General features: G+C 67.6%; 12 protein-coding genes. 8 read left to right on the top strand and 4 right to left on the bottom strand.

Features of this window, described 5'->3' with window-relative positions; all coding sequences use genetic code 11:
• Positions 1–21: 21 nt before the first annotated feature.
• Together V5F66_RS05250 and V5F66_RS05245 are read left to right on the top strand one after the other, a co-directional pair.
• A complete protein-coding gene (locus V5F66_RS05250; RefSeq protein WP_394093400.1) occupies positions 22–1,428 on the top strand; it encodes an MBOAT family O-acyltransferase in 1,407 nt (468 codons plus the stop codon).
• Positions 1,429–1,440: 12 nt separating this feature from the next.
• Positions 1,441–2,607 carry an alginate O-acetyltransferase AlgX-related protein gene (locus V5F66_RS05245; RefSeq protein WP_012116211.1) on the top strand — a complete coding sequence of 389 codons (1,167 nt, stop codon included), beginning with the start codon at positions 1,441–1,443 and terminating at the stop codon, positions 2,605–2,607.
• A 62-nt stretch (positions 2,608–2,669) separates the two neighbouring features.
• Here the strand turns inward: V5F66_RS05245 and V5F66_RS05240 are convergent, their stop codons facing one another.
• Positions 2,670–3,044, bottom strand: coding sequence for a HesB/IscA family protein (locus V5F66_RS05240; protein WP_049776037.1), 375 nt, complete (start codon positions 3,042–3,044; stop codon positions 2,670–2,672).
• 151 nt (positions 3,045–3,195) lie between these two features.
• Here V5F66_RS05240 and V5F66_RS05235 point away from each other — a divergent pair, with 151 nt between their 5' ends.
• The 3 genes from V5F66_RS05235 (at position 3,196) to V5F66_RS05225 (ending at position 8,128) form a co-directional block, all read left to right on the top strand.
• Positions 3,196–4,401: a deoxyguanosinetriphosphate triphosphohydrolase gene (locus V5F66_RS05235; RefSeq protein WP_012116213.1), complete on the top strand. Its 1,206-nt coding sequence runs from the start codon at positions 3,196–3,198 to the stop codon at positions 4,399–4,401.
• 35 nt (positions 4,402–4,436) lie between these two features.
• The gene (gene argS, locus V5F66_RS05230) at positions 4,437–6,197 is read left to right on the top strand and encodes an arginine--tRNA ligase (protein ID WP_394093399.1); all 1,761 of its coding nucleotides are present in this window, start codon (positions 4,437–4,439) and stop codon (positions 6,195–6,197) included.
• A gap of 107 nt (positions 6,198–6,304) precedes the next feature.
• The gene (locus tag V5F66_RS05225) at positions 6,305–8,128 is read left to right on the top strand and encodes an SPOR domain-containing protein (protein ID WP_394093398.1); all 1,824 of its coding nucleotides are present in this window, start codon (positions 6,305–6,307) and stop codon (positions 8,126–8,128) included.
• 84 nt (positions 8,129–8,212) lie between these two features.
• Here the strand turns inward: V5F66_RS05225 and V5F66_RS05220 are convergent, their stop codons facing one another.
• Positions 8,213–9,109 carry an ATP-binding protein gene (locus tag V5F66_RS05220; protein WP_012116216.1) on the bottom strand — a complete coding sequence of 299 codons (897 nt, stop codon included), beginning with the start codon at positions 9,107–9,109 and terminating at the stop codon, positions 8,213–8,215.
• A gap of 211 nt (positions 9,110–9,320) precedes the next feature.
• On the opposite strand from V5F66_RS05220, the gene V5F66_RS05215 reads away from it, so the two are divergent.
• The gene (locus tag V5F66_RS05215) at positions 9,321–9,965 is read left to right on the top strand and encodes a hypothetical protein (protein ID WP_394093397.1); all 645 of its coding nucleotides are present in this window, start codon (positions 9,321–9,323) and stop codon (positions 9,963–9,965) included.
• A gap of 10 nt (positions 9,966–9,975) precedes the next feature.
• On the opposite strand, the gene V5F66_RS05210 is transcribed toward V5F66_RS05215, so the two are convergent.
• Both V5F66_RS05210 and dusA read right to left on the bottom strand, forming a co-directional pair.
• Positions 9,976–10,812 (bottom strand): sulfite exporter TauE/SafE family protein, encoded by an 837-nt coding sequence (locus tag V5F66_RS05210; protein ID WP_394002152.1) that lies wholly within the window; start codon positions 10,810–10,812, stop codon positions 9,976–9,978.
• A gap of 142 nt (positions 10,813–10,954) precedes the next feature.
• Positions 10,955–11,947, bottom strand: a complete 993-nt coding sequence (dusA, locus tag V5F66_RS05205) for a tRNA dihydrouridine(20/20a) synthase DusA (protein ID WP_012116219.1) — start codon at positions 11,945–11,947, stop codon at positions 10,955–10,957.
• 529 nt (positions 11,948–12,476) lie between these two features.
• Here dusA and V5F66_RS05200 point away from each other — a divergent pair.
• A complete protein-coding gene (locus V5F66_RS05200) occupies positions 12,477–13,628 on the top strand; it encodes a hypothetical protein (RefSeq protein ID WP_394093396.1) in 1,152 nt (383 codons plus the stop codon).
• Between the two features lie 168 nt (positions 13,629–13,796).
• Positions 13,797–15,968, top strand: a complete 2,172-nt coding sequence (locus V5F66_RS05195) for a malate synthase G (RefSeq protein WP_394093395.1) — start codon at positions 13,797–13,799, stop codon at positions 15,966–15,968.
• Positions 15,969–15,987: the final 19 nt, after the last annotated feature.

Genomic DNA, 15,987 nt, shown 5'->3' with positions numbered 1-15,987 from the left:
CTTCAGTGGCGGCGCAGTGGCATGACGTTCGCGTCCATCGAGTTTCTGTTCTACTTCTTCCCCCTGTTCCTTGCGTCTTATTTCTCCGCGAAGTCCATTACGACGCGGAACTATATCTTTCTGGCCTTCTCACTCGTATTCTATTCTGCAGGCTACACGCCCCACATCCTGCTTCTCCTGGCGTCGGTGGCGATCAACTTCCTGCTCGCCCGCGCCATCGACGATCGCGACGGAGCGCCGCGCCAGCGCCTGCTGGTCTATGGCGTGGTCTTCAACCTGCTGCTGCTGGGCATCTTCAAATACACCGGCTTCCTGGTGGAGAATGTGAACGCGGTGATCGAGCCCTTGGGCGCATCGCTGCCCATGCCGCGGATCTCGCTGCCGCTGGGCATCTCCTTCTATTCCTTCCATGCCATCTCGTACCTTGCCGACATCTACAAGCGGAAGGTGCACGCCAATCGCGATCCGGCGCAGTTCGCGCTCTACATGTGCATGTTCCCGCAACTGGTCGCCGGCCCCATCGTGCGCTATGCCACGGTGGCGAAGCAGCTGTCCCGGCGGCGCACCACCATGGGGCGGTTCTCGGCCGGAGCGCGTCTGTTCGTCATCGGCCTCGCCTGGAAGGTGCTGATCGCCGACGAGGTGGCGCGGTTGGCCGACGGGGTATTCGACACCACCACCCACCCCACCTTCGCGGAGGCCTGGCTGGGCCTCTATGCCTATACGGTGCAGATCTATTTCGACTTCGCCGGCTATTCCACCATGGCAGTGGGCCTCGGCGTGATGGTGGGCTTCGTGCTGCCGCGCAATTTCCGCGTGCCCTACACCGCCCATTCCATGACCGACTTCTGGCGGCGCTGGCACATGAGCCTCTCCGCCTTCCTGCGCGACTATCTCTACATCCCCCTTGGCGGTAACCGGCGCGGGGAATTGCGCACCTACCTGAACCTTTCCGCCGTGTTCCTGCTGTGCGGCCTGTGGCATGGCGCCAGCTGGAACTTCGTCATCTGGGGCGCCCATCACGGCGCGCTGCTCATCATCGAGCGGGCCTTCCTCGGCCGCTGGCTGAAGCGGTTGCCGGGGGCGGTGGCCCATTTCTATACGGTGGTGGCGGTGATGCTGGGCTGGGTGTGGTTTCGCGCCGACAGCTTCGGCGGCGCCATGGATATGTTCGCCGGCCTTGCCGGGTTCCATGGGTTCAGCCGGGCCTCGCTGGCGCTGGGCTTCGGGCTGACGCCGCTGGCCATCGCGGCGCTCGTGGTGGGCGGGCTCATCGGCTTCTTCCGCTGGCCGCGCTGGAAGGCGCTGGCCGGGCAGGGGGCCTTCGCCGCCGTGGTAAACTACGCCTTCATCGCCGTGCTGATGCTGGCGAGCGTGGCCTGGGTGGGCGGCACCACCGCCACCCCCTTCCTCTATTACCGGTTCTGAGGAGGCGCCGCCGTGACCCTGCTCTCGCGCCCGCGCCGCTATATCGGCGTCCTCGTGGCCGGCCTGTTCGGCTTCCTGTTGCTGTCCAACCTCATCCCCGATCCGGTGGCCTCGGGCCAATGGCGGGTGGCGATCCCCGACAGCTTCACCTGGGACCAGAAGCTGAACTACAAGTTCCGCAACATCGGCATCTACATCCAGGACAATTTCGGCTTCCGCGCCACTTTGCCGGTGCTGCGGCAGAACCTGCGCGAGGCTCTGGGCTCCCCCGACAGCCGGCCCTTCTACACCGGCCGCGACGGCCAGCTGTTCTGGGGCCGCGAGCAGGCGCCGGCCCAATCGGCGGGGGCGCTGGTGCGTGCTGCCAACGTGGAGCGCTTCGTGACCATGGTCGGCGAGATGCAGCGCGTGCTGGCGCCGAAGGGTACCCGCATCGTGGTCGCGATCCCGCCGAACGCCCAGTCGGTGGAACTGGAGGCGCTGCCCACCTGGTATGACAAGCTGAACTATCCCGTTACCGAGTACGACCTCGCCCTTGCCGGCTTGAAGGCGGAGGGCGTCACCGCCGTGGACCTGCGGCCGGTAATCAAGGCTGGCCCCCGGCCCCGGTATCTGGTGACCGACACGCACTGGAACAGCCGCTCCAGCGTCCTGTCCTTCAATGCGGTGATGGTGGCGGCGGGGCATCCCGACTGGCAGGTGGACCCGGCCGCCGTGCTGGGCCCGACGTCCCCCTCCGCCCGTGGCGACCTGCTGCGCACCACCCGCCTGCCGCCGAAGGTGAAGGAAGAAGACGAACCGTTCGCCATCAAGGACCGCGCTGCTGCGCCGCGCCTCGATCCGGCGCTGAAGCACCACAACGAGCACATCGCCTTCAAGTCGCTAGCCTATGACTACGCGCCCACGGGCCAGCGGGTGCTGATCCTCGGGGATTCCTTCACCGGCGGGGCATGGCCGCGCCTGTTCCTGAATGCGAATGTGAGCGTGGTGGCCTGGGTTCACGAATCCCGGCGGGTCACCGGCTCATGCGACTTCAACTTCGATGATGTGAAGGCCTTCGCCCCGGACCTCATCATCATGGCCCGGACCGAACGCTTCTTCCCGTGCTACGGCGACAATTGGCCGGCCGGCCTGCCGCGGCCGTGGTCCCACGCCGTGCCGAACAACGTGGCGCCCTGACGGCGCACAAATGCCCTTCCACCCGGACATGCCGGGTGGCTGTCTCTCGGGACGAAAGGCGCTCAGACGCCGAAGCTGGACCCGCAGCCGCACTTGGCGGTGGCCATGGGGTTCGAGATCTTGAAGGCGGAGCCCATCAGGTCCGCCTTGTAATCGAGCTGGGAGCCCTTGATGTAGTCGATCGAGATGCGATCGACGACGATCTTGGCGCCTTCCTTCTCGATGACGAGGTCGTCCTCACCCTGCTCGCGGGTCACATCATACTTGTAAGAGAAGCCGGAGCAGCCGCCGCCTTCCACGCTGATGCGCAGGAAGGTGCCAGCCGGTTCGGGCGACAGGATCTGGCAGATGCGGCGCGCGGCGGCATCGGTCACGGTGAATTCGGCGTCGGGAGCCGGGAGGTCGGCGGCCGCAGTGGGGGCGAGGGATGTTTCCATGATATCGACTTTACGAATTGAAGCTGGCAATGGCCCATAAGGTAAGTCCATCGGCCCCCGAGTTAAAGGGCGGTGGTGGAAAAACGTCGGCAAGGCTGTCTTATCGGGCGGCCGGCGCCGACGGCATGGGGTGGAAGACGAGGGGGCAATCATGGCGGTGAGCGGCGCGCGGCCCCTCGTTTCGTGGGCCTGCGACGCGGAGCAGGTGCGCGGCCGGCTGGTCCCGGAACGGGAGATGCCGCCGCGCAGCCCGTTCCGGCGTGATTGCGACCGCATCATCCATTCCACTGCCTTCCGACGGTTGAAACACAAGACGCAGGTGTTCGTCTTCAACGAGGGCGACCATTACCGCACCCGCCTCACCCATACGCTGGAGGTGGTGCAGGTGGCCCGCTCCATTGCCCGCGCCCTGGGGCTCGACGAGGATCTGGCGGAGGCACTGGCGCTGGCCCACGATCTCGGCCACCCGCCGTTCGCCCATGCCGGCGAGCGGGCGCTCGATGCCTGCATGGCGGGGCAGGGCGGGTTCGACCACAACGCCCAGTCGCTGCGGGTGGTGACGCGAATCGAGCGGCGCTATGCCCAGTTCGACGGTCTCAACCTGACATGGGAGACGGTGGAAGGCATCGCCAAGCACAACGGCCCGCTCACCGACCGGGGTGGGCGCGGCATTGGCCGCTATCTCGGCGGCCTGCCCCACGCCATCGAGGTGTATTCGGCCCAGCAGGACCTGGAGTTGTGGAGCCACGCCTCCGCCGAGGCGCAGGTGGCCGCCATCTCCGACGACATCGCCTATGACGTGCACGACCTCGACGATGGCTTGAGGGCGCACATGTTCACCCTCGACGATCTCGCCGGCCTGCCCCTGGTGGGCGAGGCGCTGGGCGAGGTGCGCGGGCTTTATCCGGGGCTCGGGGTCGCGCGGACGGTGAACGAGGTGCTCCGGCGCGTCATCACTCGCCTCATCGAGGACGTGGTGGCCGAGGGCACCCGCCGCGCAGAGGCGGCGGGCGTTGCTTCGGCGGCGGATGTCCGCGCCCTCGACCATCCCGTCATCGCCTTTTCTGACGCCATGCGGCAGAAGGAAAAGGCGCTCAAGGCCTTCCTCTTCTCGCGCATGTACCGCCACGAGCGGGTCGAGCGGGTGATGGATGAGGCCAAGGGCGTGCTGCGCGACCTGTTCGGCCATTTCATCGCCCACCCCAAGGACATGCCGCCCTCCTGGCATGACGACCTCGACCAGCTCGACGACCAGCGGCTCGCCCGCCGGGTGACCGACTATATCGCCGGCATGACCGACCGCTACGCCCTCGACCAGCACGCCCGTTTCTTTGACTTGACGCCGGACTTGCGTTAGGCGCCGGGCCAACCAACCCGATCGGATCCCGCCCCATGAACGTCTACGCGATCTTCGCCGATCACGTGCGCGAAGCCGTCGCCGCCCTCGTCGCCGAGGGCATCATCGCCAAGGACCTCGATCTTGCCCGCGTGGTCGTCGAACCGCCGCGCGACGCGAGCCACGGCGATCTCGCCACCAACGCCGCCATGGTGCTGGCCAAGGATGCCGGCCTGAAGCCCCGCGAGCTGGCCGAGCGCATCGCCGGCAAGCTGGGGACGGTGGCCGGCGTGAAAAAGGTGGATGTGGCCGGCCCCGGCTTCATCAACATCGCGCTGGACGGCACGTTCTGGCCGGTGGTGCTCGCCGCCGTGCTCACGCAGGGGCTGGATTTCGGCCGCTCGGCGCTGGGCGCGGGCGAGAAGGTGAACGTGGAATATGTCTCCGCGAACCCCACCGGTCCCATGCATGTGGGCCATTGCCGGGGCGCGGTGTTCGGCGATGCGCTGGCGCGCCTCATGGATTTTGCCGGCTTCGCCGTGACCAAGGAATATTACATCAACGACGCCGGCGCCCAGGTGGACGTGCTGGCCCGCTCCGCCTTCCTGCGCTACCGCGAGGCGCTGGGCGAGGCCATCGGCGAGATCCCCGAAGGCCTCTATCCGGGCGACTATCTGGTGCCGGTGGGGCAGAAGTTGGCCGCCGCGCACGGCCCGGCGCTCAAGGAGAAGAGCGAGACGGACTGGCTGCCGCTGGTGCGGGCCGAGGCCATCGCGACCATGATGGTGGCCATCCGCGAGGATCTCGCGGCGCTGGGCATCGCCTTCGACGTGTTCTTCTCCGAGCGCTCGCTCTCCACCGGCGCGGTGGATCGCGTGGGTGCCACCATCGAGGCGCTGCGTGCGTCGGGGGAGGTCTATGAGGGCCGCCTGCCGCCGCCCAAGGGCGCGCCCATCGAGGATTGGGAGGATCGCGAGCAGACCCTGTTCCGCTCCACCGATTTCGGCGACGACGTGGACCGGCCGCTGAAGAAGTCAGATGGCAGCTACACCTATTTTGCCGGCGACATCGCCTATCATAAGGACAAGGTGGACCGCGGCTTCCTGAAGATGATCGACGTGTGGGGTGCCGACCACGGCGGCTACGTCAAGCGCATGCAGGCGGCGGTAAAGGCGGTATCCGGCGGCCGGGCGACGCTGGACGTGGAGCTGATCCAGCTGGTGCGCCTGTTCCGCGCCGGGGAGCCGGTGCGCATGTCCAAGCGCTCGGGCTCGTTCGTCACCCTGCGCGAGGTGGTGGACGAGGTGGGGCGCGACGCGGTCCGCTTCATGATGCTGTTCCGCAAGAACGACGCCCCGCTGGACTTCGATCTCGCCAAGGTGATCGAGCAGTCGCGTGAAAACCCGGTATTTTACGTGCAATATGCGCACGCGCGGGCGAAGTCGATCCTGCGCAACGCGGCCGAGGAATTCGCCGACCTGCCGCAGCAGGCGGCGTCTTTCGCGACCGCGCCCTTGGCCCGACTCGACGACGAGGGGGAAATCACGCTGCTGCGCCGGCTCGCGAGCTGGCCGCGCCTCGTGGAGCAGGCGGCGGGAGCGCGGGAGCCGCACCGCATCTCGTTCTTCCTGCACGAACTCGCCAGCGAGTTTCACGGCCAGTGGAACCGTGGAAAGGACTTGCCTCATTTACGCTTCATTATCGAGAATGATCGAGAGTTGACCTCGGCTCGCTTGGCCTTGGTCCATGGCGTGGCCACGGTGCTCGCCTCCGGTCTCAAGGTTCTGGGGGTGACGGCCGTAGACGAGATGAAATGATCGCTTGTCCCGTGGCTGCGGACGGAGCGGTTGGCCCACCGGGCTAGACTTCTCGGCGCGGTCTTCAATCCGCAGGTTCACGGGCGGCGACAACACATCGAGGCGATATGGTCGACGAAAGCAGGTTCCGCTACCGGCGCGATGCAGGTGCAGTGGAGGGTGGGCAGCGGCCCCGCCCCGCTCCGTCGTCCGCCGCGACAGGGGGCGATCCCCTGGCCGAGCTGGCCAGGCTGATCGGCGACGACGACCCGTTCGACGATTTCTCGGGCCTCGATCGTGCGCCGCAGGATCGTGCTCCGCAAAGCGCCGATCCGCGTGCGGTTGATCCCCGCGTGTCAGACCCGCGTGTTACCGCGCAGCGCCAGGCGGCGCCGGTCGCGCCTGCCTATCCCGATCCCCGCGCGGCAGCGGCCCGCGCCCCGGTGCGGCCGGCTCCGCAGCCTGCCCCGACCTATTACGACGATGAGGACGACGAGGAGTGGGAGGCGCCGCCCCGCAGCGCGCCGGCGCCCAGCCCGACCTCCGCGCGACCCGCACCCCAAAGCCCGGCTCAGGTTCCGGTGCGCTCCGATGCGGCACGCTATGGCGACGCGCCGTCCCGTCCCGCGCCTGCGGTCCCGCCGCGACCGGCCACCCCTTCGCCTTATGCCCCGCAGTCCGCGCCTCAGCCGTCAGTTCCTGCTGCCCGTGCGGCCCAGCCCCAGGCGGCCCCCTCCTTCGCGCCCGCTCCGGCGGCTGCGCGCGGCGTTCCCGATGCTGCCGTGCGCTCCGGCTACGGGTCGCTGTCCCGCGTCGCGCCGCCCGCCACCGGGCAGGGCAGGGACGAGGACGATTACGACGACGATTATGACGATGTGCCGCCTGCCCGCCCGGCGGGTGCCTCGGCCTATGGCCAGCAGGGCGGGTATGCGCCGTCGCGGCAAGATCCGCGTGCCGACCAGCGCGGCGGTGCCGGTGCCCACGGGCGCGGCTATGAGGCCGAGGACGACGAGGCCGGCTATGCCTATTCGGCCGCCCGCCGCGACGACGACGCCTATGACGACTACGACGACACCTACGATCCCGAATATGGGGAAGACGGCTACATGCCGCCCCATGGCGAGGAGATGTACGATGCCGAGCCGCGCCGTCGCAAAGGCCGCCTCGCGCTGATTCTCGGCGTCTCCGTGCTGGGTCTGGTGGTGGCAGGCGCTGCCGGCGTGTTCGCCTTCAACATGGCGGTGGGCAAGTCCTCCGGGTCGGCGTCCGGCACCACCCCGGTGATCAAGGCCGACACCGCGCCCGCCAAGACCGCAACTCCCGCACCCCAGTCCGCCGACGGCGGGCAGAAGATGATCTACGACCGCATGGGTGCCAACGCCGGCAACGAGCGCATGGTGTCTCGCGAGGAGCAGCCGGTGGATGTGACTTCCGCCGCTCGGGCCCTGCCCGCGACGACGAGCACCCCGGCGCCCGCCCCCATGCAGGCGACCCAGAACCTGACCGAGCCGAAGCGGGTCCGCACCGTGGCCGTGCGCGCTGACGGTAGCCTGGCGCAGACCGTGCCCGGCACCTCGGTCTCGGCCTATGCGGCGACGCAGAACCCCATCCCCGCCGGCCTGCCGGATCCGAACCCGGTCACCACCGTGCCAGCTGTCGCGCCCACGCAGACCGCGTCCACCAGCTCCGCGCCGTCCGCGGCCGGGGCGTATGTGGTGCAGGTTGCGTCGCAGCGCTCCGAGGCGGATGCCATGGGCTCCTGGCGCGCCCTGCAGACCAAGTATCCCAACCTGCTCGGCAACTACCGGGCCACGGTGAAGAAGGTGGATCTAGCCGACAAGGGCACCTATTTCCGCGCCCAGGTCGGACCCTTCGCCACCCGCGACCAGGCCAACGAGCTGTGCCAGTCCCTGCGCGCCCAGGGCGGCGACTGCGTCGTTAACAAGAACTGACGGCGCCGTTCGCAGGCTCGGCCGCAAGTCCCAAAAGAAAAAGGCCGCCTTTCGGGGCGGCCTTTTGCGTTTCAGGGCGGGCGATCAGGCGGCCTTGAGCGGCAGGCCGAGGCGGCCGGCCAGATCCTGCACGAACTGGAATGCGGTGCGGCCCGAGCGGGCGCCGCGGGTGGTCGCCCATTCCAGCGCCTGCGGGCGCCACTGCTCTTCCGGCACGCCGAGGCCATGATGGGCCACATAGCCTTCCACCATGGCGAGGTATTCGTCCTGGCTGCATTTGTGGAAGCCCAGCCACAGGCCGAACCGGTCGGAGAGGGAAACCTTCTCCTCCACCGCCTCACCGGGATTGATGGCCGTGGACCGCTCGTTCTCCATCATGTCGCGGGGCAGCAGGTGGCGGCGGTTGGAGGTGGCGTAGAAGATCACATTGTCCGGCCGCCCCTCGATGCCGCCCTCCAGCACCGCCTTGAGGGACTTGTAGGAGGTGTCGTCGGAATCGAACGAGAGATCGTCGCAGAACACGATGAAGCGGTGCGCGGAAGCCCGCACCAGGCCCATGAGGGCGGGCAGGGCCTCAATGTCCTCGCGGTGGATCTCCACCAGCTTAAGGCGGGACGGCGTCTGAGCGGCGAGGTCGCGGTTGATGCGCGCATGCGCAGCCTTCACCAGCGAGCTCTTGCCCATGCCGCGCGCGCCCCACAGAAGGGCATTGTTGGCGGGGAGTCCCCGGGCGAACCGTGCCGTATTCTCCACCAGTTGATCGCGCACCCGGTCGATGCCCTGCAGCAGGTCCATCTCCACCCGGTTCACACGCGGCACCGGCTCGAAGCGCGGCGGCTCGTTGTGCCAGACGAAGGCGTCGGCGGCCTCGAAATCAGGCGTCGGCACGGCGGGCGGGGCGAGGCGCTCCAGCGCATCGGCGATGCGGGCCAGCACCTCAAGCGTTGCGGCGGCGTGCGCGGGGTCGCTCTGTTGTGTCATCTTGATCCTCCCGCCGGGGGATTAGGACGGGTGGCCAGCCACCGCAAGGCGCCGCCGCGCCGGTGTTGCGCAAAAGCCATGCGGCGCGCGCATGCGCGGAAAATACCGCGCCGCAACAATCTCGCCCTAACTTTTCCGCACCCATGATGAAAGTCGGTTCCTGCCGCTGCCGCGCAATGCCGCGATCCAACCTGCCCGGAGGCCCTCGCCAATGATGCCACGCACCACCGCCGCACTTTTCCTGCCGGTCGTGCTGCTCGCCGCTGCGCCCGTCCGTGCCGATTCCAGCAGCGAGGTCAAGAAGACGCTGAATGCTGACGGCAGTGTCTCCATGACCTATTGGAGCGCGGTGGAGGACATCGGCACCGTGTTCGGCATGGACCTGTCCAAGTCGGCGACCAGTGCCGCGCCCGTAATCACATCCGGCGCCAGCGACCTTGGCGGCACGGCCTATGCCAAGGTCACGCTCTCCCAGCTGCCCGACTGGCTGCTGTGGCAGAAGGGGACGGTGAACGTCTCCCTCGACCCCAACGGCGCCACCGGCAAGGTGGCCACCACCTTCTCACGCACCGTCACGCTGGCAAGTGGCCTCGACGCGACGCTGGCCGACACCTATCGCGTGGCCTCGGGCACGACGGAAGCGTGGGAGACCGACAAGTCCCTCAGCCTGAAGCTGGTGGAGACCGGCACCACCTTCTCCCTCGCCACCAAGGCCACGCAGGAAACGCCCACCCTGCTGCCGAGCCTCAGCGCGCAGCAGAAGGTGCTGGGCGATATCACCGTCACCACCGCTGTCGCTGATACCGGCTCCACGCTCAACAAGAGCATCACGGCGGGCTTCACCCACCGCTGGTGAGCGGCTCCGGTCAGCCCCAGATGATGGCGACGAGGAAGCGCGAGGCGACCAGCAGCAGGAACAGGCCGAAGCCGATCTCCAGCTGCCGGCGCCCCAGCCGGTGCGCGAGCCGCGCCCCGAACGGCGCCACCAGCGCCGCCACTGGCGCGATGCAGACGAACCCGATCACCGAGACATAGCCCAGCGAAAGCGGCGGCAGCTGGGACAGGTGCGGCCAGCCGGCGATGGCATAGCCGATGACGCCGGGAATGGGGATGATGATGCCGATGCCGGCGGAGGTCGCCACCGCCGCATGGATCGGCACGCCATAGAGCAGCAGAATATTGGTGGCGATGCCGCCGCCGGAGATCCCCACCAGTGACGAGGCGAGGCCGATGACGAAGCCATAGGCCCGCATGGCACCGGGCCCGGGCAGGTGCTCGGCGATGCGGATGTCGTTGCGGCCGAGCAGGCTTTTTAGCCCCAGCAGCGAGATGACCACAACGAACACCGCCTGCAGCACCCAGCCCGCCACCACCGCCGCGATGGCGCTGCCGGTGACGATGCCGGCGATGGCCGGCACCCGCCAGTTGCGCACCACGCCGGGCAGCACCGCGCCCTTCTTCATGTGGGCGTTGTGGGACGAGATGGCGGTGGGAATGATGATGGCGAGCGAAGTGCCCACGCACAGCTGCATGCGCAGGCTGTCGTCGACCCCCAGCACGCCGAACACCTCATACAGCACCGGCACGATGACGCCGCCGCCGCCGATGCCCAGCATGCCGGCGATGAGCCCGGTAAGCACTCCGCCCGCCAGCATCGCGCCCGCGAGCAGGACGAGTTCATGGGTGGAGATGGAAGAGAGCATGGGGGAGCGTCCGGCAAACGGGAGCGGCACAGGGGAGCCTGCAGCAGTGGCGCGGATCAGCCTCCCTGTCCACCATCGCGCCCGCATGCGCGCGTTCGGAAGCCGCGCATGGCGTGCAGATCAGACCGGAAGGAAAGGGCGATCAGGCCGCCAGAGGCTGGCGCCGGCGTACCTCATCCACGGCCGCGCGCAGCACGTCGAGCCCGGCGCCGGGGCGGATGGCCTCGGTGGAGAGATGGCGGCGGAAGATGCGCGCGCCCTTGCGGCCGGTGAACAGGCCCAGCATGTGGCGGGTGATGTCGGAGAGCCGCCCGCCGGCCTCCAGATGGTGCGCCACATAGGGCTCGAAGGCCTCCACCGCGGCGAAGCCGTCTGCATGGGGGGCGGGCGTGCCGAACAGTAGCGGATCGACGCCGAGCAGCAGTTCGGGATCCTGATAGGCGGCGCGACCCAGCATCATGCCGTCGAGACCGCGCGCCTCCTCCAGTCCCTGGGCGATGCTGGCGATGCCGCCATTCACCGCGATGGGCACGTGGGGCAGGCGGGCCTTCAGGCGTCGCACGCGGTCATAGTCGAGGGGCGGGATATCGCGGTTCTCGCGGGGCGACAGGCCCTTCAGCCACGCCTTGCGGGCATGGACGATGAGCGCATCGGTACCGGCTGCCACCACGGCGTCGGCGAGGCGATCGAGGGCTTCCTCCGGGTCCTGGTCGTCCACGCCGATGCGGCACTTGACGGTGACGGGGATCGCCACGACCGCCTTCATGGCGGCGACGCAATCGGCCACGAGGTCTGGCTCGCGCATGAGGCAGGCGCCAAAATTGCCACCCTGAACCCGGTCGGAGGGGCAACCCACGTTGAGGTTGATCTCGTCATAGCCATAATCGGCGCAGATCCGCGCCGCCTGCGCCAGCTCCGCCGGATCGCTGCCGCCCAGCTGAACCGCCACCGGGTGCTCCTCCGGCGAGAACCCGAGCAGGCGCGCGCGATCGCCATGGAGGATGGCCGGCGCCGTGACCATCTCCGTATAGAGCCGCGCCCGGCGCGAAAGGGTGCGGTGGAACGCCCGGCAATGGCGGTCCGTCCAATCCATCATGGGGGCGACTGAAAATCTAAACGGCTGTGACTGCATCATTTTCTGTACGGCTGGTCAGGACGGCGACGCGCGATTTGCATTCGCTCCGGCGCCGTGGCTCGCCCAATTCTCCGGTTTCCGACGCTTCCGCCATACGGCGTGCGCACAGTTCGACCTTTTCCTAACCTAAAATCCGGCTTCTGGAGAGCCCATATCCGTCGCGAGGGGCACAGGCCTTGGCGCGGCGGTGAGGACGTCCCAGGCCCAAGATCGATCCAGTCGCCAACCTGCCGATCCTCCTCGCTGCCTGCGTCCTCGCCGCTGCAATCATCGGCTTCCGCGCAATCAGCAGGTTTTGCCAGATGCTCAAATTCGGGCATTCGCGCCGGCAGGCGCCCTCAATTTCAGCACCCGGCTGCCGATATAGAAGCATAAGCGCAATTTTTACTCATAGAAGCGCGTCGATATTTCCGGATGTGGCCACGGTTCAAACGTCGAATATAATATTGAATTGACTGCACTCGTGCCGGCTTGAATATGTCTCATCTGACGTCTGGAGCCGTGTCGGCTTCTTGCCGGGGAGATTGCTATGGGCATGCAGTCGATGGTCGATTTCAAGTGGCCGGGCCTTGCGCGCCCGGATGGTGAGCGCATCACCATGAACAGCGGCGCCTTCGTCGCAGTCGATCGCTATCGCGACATTTCCTACGATCCCATCTACCGGCCGCAGGCCCTCTACCATCGCGCCCTGGAGGGTCTTCGCGCCAACAACGACGCCTTCCTGCTACAGGAAGTGGCGACAAACCTTCCCATCTATCGTGACGATACCGGGCCGACGGATTTTCATCTGCATCTCCCACCGGGTGGATTTCAACTCGTCCTCGTCACCTCCGGCCTGTTCACTTTCGACTATGACGGCAAGGTGCATTATGTCGGTCCCGGCGCGGTGATGCTGCAAAGCGCCATCGTGCATCGCCAGCTGTTCTACACCTGGGCTGGCCTGTCGACGGAAGAGAACCTGAAGACGCCGCAATCGGTGGTGCCTGATCCATTGTGCATGGGCTATTCGGGCAAGTTCATCGAAGCCTTCATCACCGATCCGACCACCTTCCCCAATCCGACCGTGGTGGGCTCGGACCACATCAAGGAAGACGAGACCCCTCGCACGGCCTGGAAGCACCCGCTCCACAACCGTCCGGCCGGCGCCAGCTTCTGGTTCCAGGATCCGCTGGCGCTGGATGCGCTGTTCCGCGCCTATCCCGCCGATGCGGCCGAGGGCCCGGTCAGGGCGGCCTCGCCGGTGCATGTGCGCGATCTGGGCATCGAGGCGCCCAGCGGTAACCTCGTGACGGGGCACATCATCGCCACCGATCCCCGGGGTGCATCGCTGCTTCCGAAAAATGCCTCCGCCAAGGCCGACGCCGAGGGGCTCGCCAAGGGAGAGGTCGTCATCTACCGCATCATCCGCGGCACCGCCGCCTTCGCGGACGGCTCCGGCAAGCCGCTGGAGCTCGCCACCGGCGACACGGTGACCGCCGGGAAGGGCGCCATCCGCCTCACGGACGTGGGCGAGGACACCCAGATCCTCCGCCTCGGCCTGCTCAAGGGCATCGAGGACCTCAAGATGTGGACCCCCACCCAGCGCGACGAGATCGACGCCCTGGCGGGCCAGATCATCACCCGCGCGGACCTCCGAAGCGACCGGGTCGCCGGCGAGCCCGTGGGCTACCTTTACGAATAGGCGGACCATCGCACTTTTCACCGGGCTGCGAAGGTGTGTTGCCCAAGATCGATATCCGGGCAATGCCTTTGCGGCGTAGAACAAGCGGGCGAGGCTGCTGGCGTCTCAGACGGACCAGCGCTCCTCAGGATGTACCTCGCCCTGGGAAAAGGACGACACGGAGTGACCATGGCAAGTGGGACCGAGGCCCGGGTGGAACGCGCCGGGCTGCAAATCGCGCGTACTCTGCACGACTTCATTGAAACCGAGGCATTGCCCGGCAGCGGCATCGAGGCGGACGTCTTCTGGGAGGGCCTTTCCGCCATCGCCCACGACCTGGCACCGCGCAACCGCGAACTCCTGGCGCGGCGCGAGGAGCTGCAGAAGACCCTCGACCAGTGGTATCGCGATAATGGCACCCCCCTCGATCTGGAGGCCTACAAGGCCTTCCTGACAAAGATCGGCTATCTGGTGCCCGAAGGCCCCGCCTTCAGCGTGACCACGGCCAATGTGGACCCTGAGATCGCCGAAGTGGCCGGCCCGCAGCTGGTGGTACCGGTGATGAACGCCCGCTACGCGCTGAATGCCGCCAATGCGCGCTGGGGCTCGCTCTATGACGCGCTCTACGGCACCGACGCCATCCCCGAGACCGACGGTGCCGAGAAGGGCAAGGGCTACAATCCCGTCCGTGGCGCCAAGGTCATCGCCTGGGGCCGCGCCTTCCTCGACGAGAGCGCGCCCCTGAAGGACGGCTCCTGGGCCGATGCCGGCCCGCTGTCGGTCAAGGACGGCGCCCTTGTGGTCGGCGCCATCGGCCTTGCGGACCCGTCCCAGTTCGCCGGCTATCGCGGCGAGGCGTCCGCGCCGTCCGCCGTGCTGCTGAAGAAGAACGGCCTCCATGTGGAGATCGTGGTGGACCGCGCCAGCGTCATCGGCAAGGACGATACCGCCGGCATCTCCGACCTGGTGCTGGAAGCCGCCCTCACCACCATCCAGGACTGCGAGGATTCCGTCGCCGCCGTGGATGCGGAGGACAAGGTCGCGGTCTACCGCAACTGGCTCGGCCTGATGAGCGGCGACCTCAAGGAGGAGATCGCCAAGGGCGGGCGCATCTTCACCCGCAGCCTGAATCCCGACCGGGAATATACCGCGCCGGACGGCTGCACCCTGGTGCTGCCGGGCCGCTCGCTCATGCTGGTGCGCAACGTGGGCCACCTCATGACCAATCCGGCCATCCTGCTGAAGGACGGCTCGGAAATCCCCGAGGGCATCATGGATGCCGCCGTCACCGCGCTCATCGCCCTGCGCGACATCGGCCCCAACGGACGCCGAGCCAACAGTCGCGCCGGCTCCATGTATGTGGTCAAGCCCAAGATGCACGGGCCGGAAGAGGTGGCGTTCGCGGTGGAGATCTTCGACCGCGTCGAGGATCTGCTGGGCCTGCCCAGCGACACCATCAAGATGGGCATCATGGACGAGGAGCGCCGCACCACGGTGAACCTGAAGGAGAGCATCCGCGCCGCATCCAGCCGGGTCGCCTTCATCAACACCGGCTTCCTCGACCGCACCGGCGACGAGATCCACACTTCCATGGAAGCCGGCCCCATGGTGCGCAAGGGCGACATGAAGCAGGCTGCCTGGATCAGCGCCTACGAGGCCCGCAACGTGGACATCGGCCTGGAGTGCGGCCTTGCCGGCCATGCCCAGATCGGCAAGGGCATGTGGGCCATGCCGGACCTGATGGCCGCCATGCTTGAGCAGAAGATCGCCCATCCCAAGGCTGGCGCCAACACCGCCTGGGTGCCGTCGCCCACCGCCGCCACCCTGCACGCCACCCACTATCACAAGGTGGACGTGCATCAGGTGCAGGCCGCGCTGCGCAGCCGCCCGAAGGCCAAGCTGGACGATCTCCTGACCATCCCGGTGGCGGTGCGGCCGAACTGGACGCCCGAGGACATCCAGCACGAACTGGACAACAATGCCCAGGGCATCCTCGGCTATGTGGTGCGCTGGGTCGACCAGGGCGTCGGCTGCTCCAAGGTGCCGGACATCCACGACGTAGGCCTGATGGAGGATCGCGCCACCCTGCGCATCTCCGCCCAGCACATGGCTAACTGGCTGCGCCACGGCGTGTGCAGCGAGGCGCAGGTGCTGGAGACCCTGAAGCGCATGGCGGCGGTGGTGGACCGGCAGAATGCCGGCGATCCGCTCTACCGGCCCATGGCGCCGGACTTCACCTCCATCGCCTTCCAGGCCGCCTGCGACCTCGTCTTCAAGGGCCGCGAGCAGCCGAGCGGCTACACCGAGCCGCTGCTCCACCAGCGCCGGCTGGAGCTGAAGGCGCAGAGCGCCGCGGCCTGACACGCCGCTCACACACGAA

Source organism: Xanthobacter versatilis (assembly GCF_043193975.1).
In the GTDB taxonomy this organism is placed as follows: domain Bacteria; phylum Pseudomonadota; class Alphaproteobacteria; order Rhizobiales; family Xanthobacteraceae; genus Xanthobacter; species Xanthobacter autotrophicus_E.
This window is presented reverse-complemented; position numbering and strand designations above follow the sequence as displayed.